The organism is Enterobacter cloacae complex sp. P17RS (genome assembly GCF_014895885.1).
Classification (GTDB): domain Bacteria; phylum Pseudomonadota; class Gammaproteobacteria; order Enterobacterales; family Enterobacteriaceae; genus Enterobacter; species Enterobacter bugandensis.
This window is the reverse complement of record NZ_JADBQK010000024.1, coordinates 67,861-81,066: the sequence shown is the minus strand read 5'-3', so window position 1 is coordinate 81,066 and position 13,206 is coordinate 67,861. Positions and strand designations below refer to the sequence as shown.

The 13,206-nt window shown below is 58.9% G+C and carries 9 protein-coding genes; 8 read left to right on the top strand and 1 reads right to left on the bottom strand.

From position 1 onward, the window contains the following. Positions 1–84: 84 nt before the first annotated feature. From glgB to glgP, 5 genes are read left to right on the top strand one after another with little or no spacing between them, the layout of a single operon-like run. Positions 85–2,271 carry a 1,4-alpha-glucan branching enzyme gene (gene glgB / locus IM265_RS17855; protein ID WP_045259374.1) on the top strand — a complete coding sequence of 729 codons (2,187 nt, stop codon included), beginning with the start codon at positions 85–87 and terminating at the stop codon, positions 2,269–2,271. After that, positions 2,268–4,241, top strand: coding sequence for a glycogen debranching protein GlgX (glgX, locus tag IM265_RS17850; RefSeq protein WP_193031690.1), 1,974 nt, complete (start codon positions 2,268–2,270; stop codon positions 4,239–4,241). The genes glgB and glgX overlap by 4 nt, the downstream gene beginning before the upstream one ends. Positions 4,242–4,258: 17 nt before the next feature. Continuing rightward, positions 4,259–5,554 carry a glucose-1-phosphate adenylyltransferase gene (glgC, locus tag IM265_RS17845; protein WP_028014690.1) on the top strand — a complete coding sequence of 432 codons (1,296 nt, stop codon included), beginning with the start codon at positions 4,259–4,261 and terminating at the stop codon, positions 5,552–5,554. After that, complete coding sequence (gene glgA / locus IM265_RS17840; protein ID WP_041911898.1) at positions 5,554–6,987, top strand: glycogen synthase GlgA; 1,434 nt, start codon at positions 5,554–5,556, stop codon at positions 6,985–6,987. The genes glgC and glgA overlap by 1 nt, the downstream gene beginning before the upstream one ends. 18 nt (positions 6,988–7,005) lie before the next feature. After that, positions 7,006–9,453 (top strand): glycogen phosphorylase, encoded by a 2,448-nt coding sequence (glgP, locus tag IM265_RS17835; RefSeq protein WP_041911899.1) that lies wholly within the window; start codon positions 7,006–7,008, stop codon positions 9,451–9,453. Between the two features lie 36 nt (positions 9,454–9,489). Here glgP and glpD read toward each other — a convergent pair whose 3' ends face one another. After that, positions 9,490–10,998, bottom strand: coding sequence for a glycerol-3-phosphate dehydrogenase (gene glpD / locus IM265_RS17830; protein WP_041911900.1), 1,509 nt, complete (start codon positions 10,996–10,998; stop codon positions 9,490–9,492). A 188-nt stretch (positions 10,999–11,186) separates the two neighbouring features. Here glpD and glpE point away from each other — a divergent pair, with 188 nt between their 5' ends. The 3 genes from glpE to IM265_RS17815 are packed head-to-tail and all read left to right on the top strand — an operon-like array spanning position 11,187 to position 13,172. Beyond that, positions 11,187–11,519, top strand: coding sequence for a thiosulfate sulfurtransferase GlpE (gene glpE / locus IM265_RS17825; RefSeq protein ID WP_028014686.1), 333 nt, complete (start codon positions 11,187–11,189; stop codon positions 11,517–11,519). A gap of 47 nt (positions 11,520–11,566) precedes the next feature. Next, positions 11,567–12,397 (top strand): rhomboid family intramembrane serine protease GlpG, encoded by an 831-nt coding sequence (gene glpG, locus IM265_RS17820; protein ID WP_045259371.1) that lies wholly within the window; start codon positions 11,567–11,569, stop codon positions 12,395–12,397. 16 nt (positions 12,398–12,413) lie between these two features. Further along, a complete protein-coding gene (locus IM265_RS17815) occupies positions 12,414–13,172 on the top strand; it encodes a DeoR/GlpR family transcriptional regulator (protein ID WP_008503060.1) in 759 nt (252 codons plus the stop codon). Positions 13,173–13,206: the final 34 nt, after the last annotated feature.

Genomic DNA, 13,206 nt, shown 5'->3' with positions numbered 1-13,206 from the left:
AGGATCAACTGCACCGTTTAGGTCACATTAAAAGTCGTCCCGGAGCGCGTAAAAAGGGCGACATAAAAAAACAGGATGAATACCATGTCCGATCGTATTTCGAGAGACGTGATTAATGCGCTTATTGCGGGTCATTTTGCTGACCCCTTTTCTGTGCTAGGGATGCACCGTACAGAGGCCGGACTGGAAGTTCGGGCGCTGTTGCCGGATGCGACAGAAGTGTGGGTTATCGAACCCAAAACCGGCCGCAAGGTGGGTAATCTGGAATGCCTCGACTCGCGCGGCTTCTTCTCGGGCGTCATGCCCCGCCGTAAAAACCCCTTTCGCTATCAGCTCGCCGTTATCTGGCACGGCCAGCAAAACCTGATTGACGATCCCTACAGCTTTGGGCCGCTCTTAAAAGAGATGGATGCCTGGCTGCTGTCCGAAGGGACCCATTTACGCCCCTACGAAACGCTGGGTGCCCACGCGGATACCATGGACGGTATCACCGGCACGCGCTTTGCCGTATGGGCGCCAAACGCCCAGCGCGTCTCCGTCGTTGGGCAGTTCAACTACTGGGACGGCCGCCGCCACCCGATGCGCCTGCGCCGTGAGACGGGCATCTGGGAGCTGTTTATCCCCGGGGCGCATAACGGCCAGCTCTACAAATTTGAGATGATCGACGCGCACGGCAAGCTGCGCATTAAAGCCGACCCGTACGCCTTCGAGGCGCAGATGCGCCCGGATACCGCATCGCTGATCTGCGGCCTGCCGGAGAAGGTCGTTCAGACCGAGGAGCGCAAGCAGGCCAACCGCTTTGATGCGCCGATCTCCGTTTACGAAGTGCATCTCGGCTCCTGGCGCCGCCACACCGATAACAACTTCTGGCTCAGCTACCGGGAGCTCGCCGACCAGCTGGTGCCGTACGCCAAATGGATGGGCTTTACCCACCTCGAACTGCTGCCGGTTAACGAGCACCCGTTCGACGGCAGCTGGGGCTATCAGCCCACCGGGCTGTATGCGCCCACGCGGCGCTTCGGCACGCGCGATGATTTCCGCTATTTCATTGATGCCGCGCACGCCGCCGGGCTGAACGTGATCCTCGACTGGGTCCCGGGCCATTTCCCGTCGGACGATTTTGCGCTGGCAGAGTTCGACGGCACGAAGCTGTACGAGCACAGCGACCCGCGCGAAGGCTATCACCAGGACTGGAACACGCTGATCTACAACTACGGTCGCCGTGAAGTGTCGAATTACCTGGTGGGGAATGCGCTGTACTGGATCGAACGCTTCGGCATTGATGCCCTGCGCGTGGATGCGGTGGCCTCGATGATCTACCGCGACTACAGCCGCAAAGAGGGAGAGTGGATCCCGAACGAGTATGGCGGCCGTGAAAACCTCGAAGCGATTGAATTTCTGCGCAACACCAACCGCATCATTGGCGAGCAGGTGGAAGGCGCCGTGACCATGGCGGAAGAGTCGACGGACTTTGCGGGCGTCTCCCGCCCTCCGTCATCAGGTGGCCTGGGGTTCTGGTACAAGTGGAACCTGGGCTGGATGCACGACACGCTCGACTACATGAAGCTCGACCCGGTTTATCGTCAGTATCACCACGATAAGCTCACCTTCGGGCTGCTCTACAACTACACCGAAAACTTCATGCTGCCGCTGTCGCACGATGAAGTGGTGCACGGCAAAAAATCCATTCTCGACCGCATGCCGGGCGACGCGTGGCAGAAGTTTGCCAACCTGCGCGCCTACTACGGCTGGATGTTTGCCTTCCCGGGCAAAAAGCTGCTGTTTATGGGCAATGAGTTCGCCCAGGGTCGCGAGTGGAACCACGACACCAGCCTCGACTGGCATCTGCTGGAGGGCGGCGACAACTGGCACCACGGCGTACAGCGTTTGGTGCGCGACCTGAACCTGACCTACCGCCACCATAAAGCGCTGCACGAGCTGGACTTCGACCCGTACGGCTTTGAGTGGCTGGTGGTGGACGACCACGAGCGCTCGGTGTTTGTCTTTGTACGTCGCGATAAAGCGGGCAACGAGATTATCGTCGCCAGCAACTTCACGCCGGTGCCGCGCGAACACTACCGCTTCGGCATTAACCAGCCGGGCAAATGGCGCGAGATCCTGAATACCGATTCCATGCATTACCACGGCAGTAACGCCGGTAACGGCGGGCTGGTGCAGAGCGATGCGATTGAAAGCCACGGGCGTCCAAACTCCCTGAGCCTGACGCTGCCGCCGCTTGGCACCATCTGGCTGATGCGGGAGGGAGAATGACGCAGCTTACGGCAGGTAAACCCGAACCGCTCGGCGCGAGTTTTGACGGAAAGGGGGTGAACTTCACGCTCTTTTCTGCTCACGCGGAGCGGGTGGAGCTCTGCGTGTTTGACGGGGAGGGTAACGAGCACCGTTACGATTTACCGTCCCGCACGGGAGACATCTGGCACGGTTACCTGTCCGGCGGGCGTCCGGGAATGCACTACGGTTTCCGCGTACACGGCCCGTGGGAGCCTTCTCAGGGGCACTGGTTTAACCCGGCGAAACTGCTGATTGACCCGTGCGCGCGCCGCGTGGACGGCGAGTTTAAAGACGACCCGCTGTTCCACGTCGGCTACGGCGAACCGGACCACCGCAACAGCGCGCCCGTCGCGCCGAAAAGCGCGGTGGTGCACGATCTCTACGACTGGGAAGACGATGCCCCGCCGCGCACGCCGTGGGGTAACACCGTCATCTATGAAGCGCACGTCAAAGGGCTGACCTACCTGCACCCGTCGATCCCCAAAGAGATGCGCGGCACCTACAAAGCGCTGGGGCATCCGACCATGGTCGCTTACCTGAAGCATTTGGGCATCACCGCGCTGGAGCTGCTTCCGGTGGCGCATTTCGCCAGCGAGCCGCGTCTTCAGCGTCTTGGGTTAAGCAACTACTGGGGCTACAACCCGCTGGCGATGTTCGCTCTCGACCCGCGCTACGCGGTGCATCCGGAGAAAGCGCGGGACGAGTTTCGCGACGCGGTGAAGGCGCTCCACGCCGCGGGCATTGAGGTCATTCTGGACGTGGTGCTGAACCACAGTGCGGAAAGCGATCTTGACGGCCCGACGCTCTCACAGCGCGGAATCGATAACCGTAGCTATTATTGGATCAGGGAAGATGGCGATTACGAGAACTGGACCGGGTGCGGTAACACCCTCAACCTCAGCCATCCGGCCGTTACGCATTACGCGTACGAATGCCTGAAATACTGGGTAGAGACGTTCCACGTGGACGGTTTTCGTTTCGACCTGGCGCCGGTGATGGGGCGCACTCCAGCATTTAGCCAGCAGGCACCGCTGTTTGAGGCGATAAAAAACTGCCCGGTGCTCTCAACGGTGAAGCTGATTGCGGAACCCTGGGACATTGGTGAAGGCGGTTATCAGGTGGGGAACTTCCCGCCGCTGTTTGCCGAGTGGAACGACCACTACCGCGATGCCATCCGCCGCTTCTGGCTGGCGCGCGATTTGTCGCTGGGCGAGTTCGCCGGACGCTTTGCCGGCTCCAGCGATCTCTTTAAGCGCGACGGAAAACGTCCGTCGGCCACCATCAACCTGGTGACGGCGCATGACGGTTTTACGCTGCGCGACTGCGTTTGTTTCAATCAGAAACACAATGAGGCCAACGGCGAAGAGAATCGCGATGGCACTAACAATAACCATAGCTTCAATCATGGTATAGAAGGGTTAGGCGGAAGTCTGGATGTGATCGAGCGGCGACGCGCCAGCGTTCATGCGCTGCTGACGACGCTTTTGCTGTCTCAGGGCACACCGATGCTGCTGGCGGGCGACGAGCACGGCCACAGCCAGCACGGTAATAACAACGCCTATTGCCAGGACAATACCTTAACCTGGCTCGACTGGGGGGAGGCGAACAGCGGGTTGACCCATTTCACCGCGGCGCTAATCCACCTTCGCCAGCAGATCCCCGCCCTTACCGCCGACAGCTGGTGGGAAGAGGGCGACGGCAACGTTAGCTGGCTGAATAAAGACGCGCAGCCGTTGAGCGCGCAAGAGTGGCAACACGGCATCACCTGCCTGCAAATCCTGCTTTCGGGTAAGTGGCTGGTGACGCTGAACGCGACGGACGACGTCGCAGAGATTGTTTTACCTGACGGGGAGTGGCGAGCTGTTCCCCCCTTTGCCGGAGCGGATAATCCGGTAGTAATGGCTGTCTGGCACGGGCCTGCGCACGGAGTGTGCGTATTCCAAAGATGATAAAAAAGGAGTTAGTCATGGTTAGATTAGAGAAGAACGATCCGTTAATGTTGGCGCGCCAGCTACCATTAAAAACCGTTGCCCTGATACTTGCGGGCGGGCGTGGTACCCGTCTGAAAGATTTGACCATCAAGCGCGCCAAGCCGGCCGTTCACTTTGGTGGTAAGTTCCGCATTATCGACTTTGCGCTCTCAAACTGCCTGAACTCTGGCATTCGCCGCATTGGCGTCATTACTCAGTATCAGTCGCACACCCTGGTGCAGCACATTCAGCGCGGCTGGTCATTCTTCAGCGAAGAGATGAACGAGTTTGTCGATCTGCTCCCGGCGCAGCAGCGCGTACACGGGGAAAACTGGTACCGCGGCACGGCGGATGCGGTGACCCAAAACCTCGACATTATTCGCCGCTACAGCGCGGAATACATCGTGATCCTCGCGGGTGACCACATCTACAAGCAGGATTACTCGCACATGCTGATCGACCACGTCGAAAAAGGGGCGCGCTGCACCGTGGCGTGTCTGCCGGTGCCCGTTGCCGAGGCGACGGCGTTTGGCGTGATGCACGTGGATGCGGACGACAAGATTATCGACTTCGTTGAAAAACCGGCGAACCCGCCAACCATGCCGGGCGATGACACCAAATCGCTCGCCAGCATGGGGATCTATGTCTTTGATGCAGATTATCTTTATGAGCTGCTCGAAGAAGACGACAAAGACGAAAGCTCCAGCCACGACTTCGGTAAAGACATCATCCCGAAAATCACCAAAGCTGGCATGGCCTATGCACATCCCTTCCCATTGTCCTGCGTGCAGTCCGACCCGAATGCGGAGCCTTACTGGCGTGATGTGGGAACCCTGGAAGCGTACTGGAAAGCCAACCTCGATCTGGCGTCCGTGACGCCTGAGCTGGATATGTACGACCAGAACTGGCCGATTCGTACCCACATGGAATCCCTGCCGCCGGCGAAGTTCGTGCAGGACCGCTCCGGCAGCCACGGCATGACCCTGAACTCGCTGGTCTCCGGCGGGTGCATCATCTCAGGTTCGGTGGTGGTGCAGTCCGTGCTGTTCCCGCGCGTGCGTATAAACTCATTCTGTAATATCGATTCGGCGGTTCTGCTGCCGGATGTCTGGGTAGGGCGTTCGTGTCGTCTGCGTCGCTGCGTGATCGACCGCGCCTGCGTCATTCCTGAGGGAATGGTGATTGGTGAAAACGCGGAAGAAGATGCGCGTCGCTTCTACCGTTCTGAAGAGGGGATCGTGTTAGTCACACGGGAAATGTTGCGGAAGCTGCAGATCAAACAGGAGCGATGATGCAGGTTTTACACGTATGTTCTGAGATGTTCCCGTTGTTAAAAACGGGCGGCCTGGCGGATGTTCTTGGTGCATTACCGGCGGCGCAAATCGCCGGTGGAGTCGATACCCGCGTCCTGCTGCCCGCCTTCCCGGATATCCGGCGCGGCATACCTGATGCAAAGGTCGTGACCCGCCGTGAAACGTTTGCCGGACGCATCACCCTGCTGTTTGGGCACTACAACGGCGTAGGGATCTACCTGATCGACGCGCCGCATCTGTACGACCGTCCGGGCAGCCCGTATCACGATACCAACCTGTTCGCCTATACCGACAACGTGCTGCGCTTTGCGCTGCTCGGCTGGGTGGGGGCGGAGATGGCCGTCGGGCTGGATCCATTCTGGCGTCCGGATGTGGTCCACGCGCACGACTGGCACGCCGGGCTGACGCCAGCGTATCTGGCGGCAAAAGGGCATCCGGCAAAATCGGTGTTTACGGTGCACAACCTGGCGTATCAGGGCATGTACTATGCGCATCATATGAATGACATCGATCTGCCATGGTCGTTCTATAACATGCACGGGCTGGAGTTCAACGGGCAAATTTCGTTCCTGAAGGCCGGGCTGTACTACGCCGACCACATCACGGCGGTGAGCCCCACCTACGCGCGTGAAATTACCCAGCCGGAGTTTGGCTACGGTCTGGAAGGGCTGCTGCAGCAGCGCCATCGTGAAGGCCGCCTGTCGGGCATTCTGAACGGCGTGGATGAGCAGATCTGGAGCCCTGAAACCGATCTCCTGCTGGCCGCGCGCTATGGCCGCGACTCGGTGGAAGATAAAGCCGAAAACAAACGGCAGCTGCAAATTGCGATGGGGCTGAAGGTCAACGACAAGGTGCCGCTGTTTGCGGTGGTCAGCCGCCTGACCAGCCAGAAAGGGCTGGATCTGGTGCTGGAGGCGCTGCCCGGTTTACTGGAGCAGGGCGGACAGCTGGCGCTGCTCGGCGCGGGCGACCCGGTGCTGCAGGAAGGTTTCCTCGCCGCCGCCGCGGAACATCCGGGGCAGGTGGGCGTGCAGATTGGCTATCACGAAGCGTTCTCGCACCGCATTATGGGCGGCGCGGACGTGATTCTGGTGCCGAGCCGTTTCGAACCCTGCGGCCTGACGCAGCTCTACGGCCTGAAATACGGCACGCTACCGCTGGTGCGCCGCACGGGCGGGCTGGCGGATACGGTATCGGATAGCTCTCTCGAAAACCTGGCGGACGGCATCGCCAGCGGGTTTGTTTTTGAGGACAGTAATGCCTGGTCGCTGCTTCGGGCGATCCGGCGTGCGTTCGTCTTGTGGTCCCGTCCATCCCTGTGGCGTTACGTTCAGCGTCAGGCGATGTCCATGGACTTTAGCTGGCACGTTGCGGCGCAGTCGTACCGCGACCTTTATCAACGCTTGATGTAACGAGGCGAAGTTACTGATATGAACGCTCCATTTAGCTACTCTTCCCCCACGCTCAGCGTTGAGGCGTTAAAGCACTCCATCGCCTACAAGCTGATGTTTACCATCGGGAAAGATCCGGTCATCGCCAACAAGCACGAGTGGCTGAACGCCACCCTGTTTGCGGTGCGTGACCGCATGGTCGAACGCTGGCTGCGCTCTAACCGCGCCCAGCTTTCGCAGGAGACGCGGCAGGTTTACTACCTGTCGATGGAATTTTTGATTGGCCGCACCCTCTCCAACGCGCTGCTGTCGCTCGGTATCTACGACGACGTCAAAACCGCGCTGGAAGAGATGGGGCTGGATTTAGAAGAGCTGATTGACGAAGAGAACGACCCGGGGCTGGGTAACGGTGGTCTCGGGCGTCTTGCCGCCTGCTTCCTTGACTCGCTGGCAACCCTGGCGCTGCCGGGGCGCGGCTACGGTATTCGCTACGACTACGGCATGTTCAAGCAGAACATCGTTGACGGCCGCCAGAAAGAGTCCCCGGACTACTGGCTGGAATACGGCAACCCGTGGGAGTTCAAGCGCCACAACACGCGCTACAAGGTGCGCTTTGGCGGACGCATACAGCAGGAAGGGAAAAAGTCCCGCTGGGTGGAAACCGAAGAGATCCTCGCCGTGGCCTATGATCAGATCATCCCCGGCTATGACACCGATGCGACCAATACGCTGCGCCTGTGGAATGCCCAGGCGAGCAGCGAAATCAACCTCGGTAAATTTAACCAGGGCGACTACTTTGCGGCGGTGGAAGATAAAAACCACTCCGAGAACGTCTCCCGCGTGCTGTATCCGGATGACTCAACCTACTCCGGGCGCGAGCTGCGCCTGCGTCAGGAGTATTTCCTCGTCTCCGCGACGATTCAGGACATCCTCAGCCGCCACCATCAGCTGCACAAAACCTACGCCAACCTGGCGGAGAAAACCGCGATTCACCTTAACGACACCCATCCGGTGCTCTCCATTCCCGAGCTGATGCGCCTGCTGATCGACGAGCACAAGTTCAGCTGGGACGACGCGTTTGAGGTGACGTGCCAGGTGTTCTCCTACACCAACCACACCCTGATGAGCGAAGCGCTGGAGACCTGGCCGGTGGACATGCTCGGCAAAATTCTGCCGCGCCACCTGCAAATCATCTTCGAGATCAACGACTACTTCCTCAAGACGCTGCAGGAGCAGTATCCGAACGATACCGGGCTGCTGAGCCGTGCCTCGATCATTGATGAATCCAACGGTCGTCGCGTGCGCATGGCCTGGCTGGCGGTGGTGATCAGCCACAAGGTGAACGGGGTGTCCGAGCTGCACTCGAACCTGATGGTGCAGTCCCTGTTTGCGGACTTCGCGAAGATCTTCCCGACGCGCTTCTGCAACGTCACCAACGGCGTTACGCCGCGCCGCTGGCTGGCGCTGGCCAACCAGCCGCTCTCTGACGTGCTGGATGAGAATATCGGCCGCACCTGGCGCACCGATTTGAGCCAGCTGAGCGAACTTAAGCAACATATTGATTTCCCGACGGTGAACAAGGCCGTGCGGGAAGCCAAGCTGCTGAACAAGAAACGTCTGGCGGTCTGGCTGGCGATGCACCTCAACGTGGTCGCAAACCCAAAAGCGCTGTTTGACGTGCAGATCAAGCGCATCCACGAGTACAAGCGTCAGCTGATGAATGTGCTGCACGTGATCACCCACTACAACCGCATTAAGGCCGATCCAACCGCAGAGTGGGTGCCGCGCGTGAAGATCTTCGCCGGTAAGGCGGCTTCCGCTTACTACATGGCGAAGCACATTATTCACCTGATCAACGACGTGGCGAAGGTGGTGAACCAGGATCCGGAGATTGGCGACAAGCTGAAGGTGGTATTCATCCCGAACTACAGCGTCAGCCTGGCGCAGCTGATCATCCCGGCGGCAGATCTCTCCGAGCAGATCTCCACGGCGGGAACGGAAGCGTCCGGCACCAGCAACATGAAGTTTGCCCTCAACGGCGCGCTGACCATCGGCACCCTGGACGGGGCGAACGTCGAGATGCTGGAGCACGTAGGAGAAGAGAATATCTTTATCTTCGGCAATACCACCGAAGAAGTGGAGGCGCTGCGCAGGAAAGGCTACTCCCCGCGTGAGTTCTATGAAGGGGATGAAGAGCTACGTCAGGTCCTGACGCAGATTGCGACCGGTGTGTTCAGCCCCGACGAGCCGGGCCGCTATCGCGATCTGGTGGATTCGCTGATTAACTTTGGCGACCACTATCAGGTGCTGGCGGATTATCGCAGCTACGTGGACTGCCAGGATAAAGTGGACGAGCTGTACCGTCAGCAGGAGAAGTGGACCAGCGCGGCGATGCACAACATCGCCAACATGGGGTATTTCTCGTCTGACAGGACCATCAAGGAGTATGCCGAGAACATCTGGCATATTGATCCGGTGCGGTTGTAAAAACAAAGCCCGGTGGCGCCACCGGGCTTTTTTACATCACGACGCCAGCGACAGCTCACGCTTCCCCGCATGCTGCTGCAGCCACTGCGCCACGCGAGACTGCTGCTCGGCGTTAAGCCACATCCCTTCTTTGGTACGACGCCAGATGGCATCTTCAAGGCGGCGAACCCACTCGTGCTCAACCAGGTAGCGCAGCTCGGCCTCGTACAGCTCGTGGCCGAAATGTTCACCCAGATCGGCAAGCGATTTCGCGTCGCCCAGGAACAGCTCGGTATTGCTGCCGTAGGTGCGGGCGTAGTGGCGCGCCATCCCTTCGGTAATGAACGGGAAGCGACGGCGCAGCTTCGCGGCGTAATCGTCGCGGTTTCCGCCAATATCTCCGCCGGGCAGCACTGCCTCTTTGGTCCACGCCGGGCCAATACCTTTGTAGTACGGCGCCAGTTTTTCCAGCGCGTGCTCGGCCAGCTTGCGGTAGGTAGTCAGCTTGCCGCCAAACACCGACAGCAGCGGTGCCTGACCGTCAACGTCGTGAATATCGAGCGTATAGTCGCGGGTGATGGCCTGCGGTGAGTCGGATTCGTCATCACACAGCGGACGCACGCCGGAGTAGGTCCAGACCACGTCGTCGCGCGACAGCTGTTTCTTAAAGTGTGCGTTATACACTTTCAACAGGTAGTTCACTTCGCTCTCGTCGATCTCAACGTTTTTCGGATCGCCTTTGTACTCCACGTCGGTGGTCCCGATGATGGAGAATTCGTCCATCCACGGGATCACAAACACGATGCGTTTATCTTCGTTTTGCAGGATATAAGCCTGCTTCTGGGTATGCACGCGCGGCACCACAATGTGGCTGCCCTTGATCAGGCGGATGCCGTACGGCGAAGGCAGGTGCATGCCGTCGTCGAAGAACTGCTTCACCCACGGGCCGGTGGCGTTCACCAGGCCGCGCGCTTTCCAGCTGAACTTCTCGCCGGTATCCACGTCTTCCGCTTCCACAATCCACAGGCCGTTTTCACGACGGGCGGCGGTCGCGCGGGTCCGGGTTTTCACCTCGCCGCCTTTCTTCTCGACCATCTGCGCATTCGCCAGAACCAGACGCGCATCGTCCACCCAGCAGTCTGAATATTCGAAACCGCGCACGATTTCCGGCTTAAGGACCGATTCTGAGCCAAAACGCAAACCGTTCGAACCCGGCAGGCTGGTGCGTTTGCCCAGATGATCGTACATAAACAGGCCGATGCGGATCATCCACGCCGGACGCAGGTGCGGGCGGTGCGGCAGGCGGAAGCGCATCGGGATCGCCAGATGCGGGGCCATTTTCAGCAGCACTTCGCGTTCGGCCAGCGCTTCGCTGACCAGGCGGAATTCGTAGTGTTCCAGGTAGCGCAGGCCACCGTGGATCAGCTTGGAGCTGGCGGACGACGTCGCGCAGGCGAGATCGTTAGCTTCCAGCATCAGCACGGATAAACCGCGTCCTGCGGCATCAACCGCAATACCGGCACCGTTGATGCCACCGCCTATCACAATCAGATCTTTGGTTTCCATAACACCCTCATGCACTTTCGTTAAAGCTCAAAAATGTTCGATATCGCTCATAATAGCAAAGGAACGCGCTTTTGGTAACATCAAAAAAACAATTTAGAGTGATATGGATAACATAATGGCGTTTACCCGCCGCCAGGACGTACACTACGGGGTAAAATCTTGTCGTTGACCACTGTAAAGAGAACACCATGGATCAGTTTGAATGTATTAACGTAGAAGAAGCCCACCAGAAGATGCACCAGGGAAAAGCGGTGCTGGTGGACATTCGCGACCCGCAGAGTTTTGCGATGGGCCACACGCCGGGCGCGTTTCATCTGACCAACGACACGCTGGGCGCGTTTATGCGCGATAACGACTTCGAAACGCCCGTTATGGTCATGTGCTACCACGGCAACAGCAGCAAAGGCGCGGCGCAGTATCTGATTCAGCAAGGCTATGACGCGGTATACAGCGTCGACGGCGGCTTTGATGCCTGGCATCGTCATTTCCCGGCAGAAGTGGAATACGCGTTTGAGCGCTAATCCCGCTATACTGTCCCCTTTTGTGTGGAAATAAGCGACCGCTGCCCATGTTGATGATCACCTCTTTTACCAACCCGCGCGTCGCCCAGGCGTTTGTCGACTATATGGCGACGCAGGGCGTTATTCTGACCATTCAGCAACATACTCAGACCGACGTCTGGCTGGCCGATGAGAGCCAGGCAGGGCGGGTCAACGAGGAGCTGGCGCGTTTCCTTGAGAACCCCGGCGACCCGCGTTATCTGGCGGCCAGCTGGCAATCCGGGCAGACCGGCAGCGGACTGCATTACAGCCGCTTTCCCTTCCTTGCCACGATTCGCGAGCGCGCGGGCCCGTTTACGCTGCTGCTGATGGCGGCCTGCATTATTGTCTTCATTATTATGAACGTGGTGGGCGACCAGAGCGTGATGATCGCGCTGGCGTGGCCGTATGATCCGTCGCTGGATTTTGACGTCTGGCGCTACTTTACCCACGCGCTGATGCATTTCTCGGTGATGCATATCCTCTTTAACCTGCTGTGGTGGTGGTATCTCGGCGGTATCGTTGAGAAGCGGCTCGGCAGCGGCAAGCTGATTGTCATCACCGTAATCAGCGCCCTGCTGAGCGGCTATGTACAGCATAAATTCAGCGGCCCGTGGTTCGGCGGGCTGTCGGGTGTCGTCTACGCTTTGATGGGCTACGTCTGGCTTCGCGGGGAGCGCGACCCGGAAAGCGGCATCTATTTACAACGCGGATTAATAGCCTTTGCGTTAATATGGCTAATTGCCGGATGGTTTGATCTGTTTGGTATGTCTATCGCCAATGGTGCGCACGTCACCGGCCTCGCCGTCGGTCTTGCAATGGCGCTTGCCGACACGCTCCATGCGCGAAAACGAACATAATTCTCAGGGATAATTGATGAAACAAACACAACGTCATGACGCCATTATCGAACTGGTCAAAAAACAGGGATACGTCAGCACCGAAGAGCTGGTCGAGCAGTTTGCCGTCAGCCCGCAAACCATCCGTCGTGACCTGAACGATCTGGCCGATCAGAACCGTATTTTGCGCCACCACGGCGGCGCGGCGCTGCCGTCCAGCTCGGTCAATACCTCCTGGCACGACCGTAAAGCCACGCAGACGGCAGAGAAAGAGCGCATTGCGCGTAAAGTGGCGAGCCAAATCCCGAACGGTGCGACGCTGTTTATTGACATCGGCACCACGCCAGAAGCGGTCGCTCATGCGCTGCTGGATCACGAGAACCTGCGCGTGGTGACCAACAACCTGAACGTCGCGAACACGTTGATGCAGAAAGATGATTTCCGCATCATCCTCGCGGGCGGCGAACTGCGCAGCCGCGACGGCGGAATTATTGGCGAAGCGACCCTCGACTTTATCTCTCAGTTCCGCCTCGACTTCGGCATCCTGGGGATCAGCGGCATCGACAGCGATGGCTCGCTGCTGGAGTTTGATTACCACGAGGTGCGCACCAAGCGCGCGATTATTGAGAACTCGCGCCACGTGATGCTGGTGGTGGACCATTCGAAGTTTGGCCGAAACGCGATGGTGAACATGGGCAGCATCAGCATGGTGGATGCGGTCTATACCGACGTGATGCCGCCAGCGGGCGTGATGCAGGTGATTAAGGATAATAATTTGCAGTTAGAGTTGTGTTGAAAAGCCGTTCTCCCTCTCCCTGTGGGAGAGGGCC

Bases quoted from the DNA above. Each gene is read 5' to 3' on its own strand.
- IM265_RS17815 (WP_008503060.1), top strand. From the start codon at position 12,414: ATGAAACAAACACAACGTCATGACGCCATTATCGAACTGGTCAAAAAA.
- glgP (WP_041911899.1), top strand. From the start codon at position 7,006: ATGAACGCTCCATTTAGCTACTCTTCCCCCACGCTCAGCGTTGAGGCG.
- glgA (WP_041911898.1), top strand. From the start codon at position 5,554: ATGCAGGTTTTACACGTATGTTCTGAGATGTTCCCGTTGTTAAAAACG.
- glgX (WP_193031690.1), top strand. From the start codon at position 2,268: ATGACGCAGCTTACGGCAGGTAAACCCGAACCGCTCGGCGCGAGTTTT.
- glpE (WP_028014686.1), top strand. From the start codon at position 11,187: ATGGATCAGTTTGAATGTATTAACGTAGAAGAAGCCCACCAGAAGATG.
- glgC (WP_028014690.1), top strand. From the start codon at position 4,259: ATGGTTAGATTAGAGAAGAACGATCCGTTAATGTTGGCGCGCCAGCTA.
- glgB (WP_045259374.1), top strand. From the start codon at position 85: ATGTCCGATCGTATTTCGAGAGACGTGATTAATGCGCTTATTGCGGGT.
- glpG (WP_045259371.1), top strand. From the start codon at position 11,567: ATGTTGATGATCACCTCTTTTACCAACCCGCGCGTCGCCCAGGCGTTT.
- glpD (WP_041911900.1), bottom strand. From the start codon at position 10,998: ATGGAAACCAAAGATCTGATTGTGATAGGCGGTGGCATCAACGGTGCC.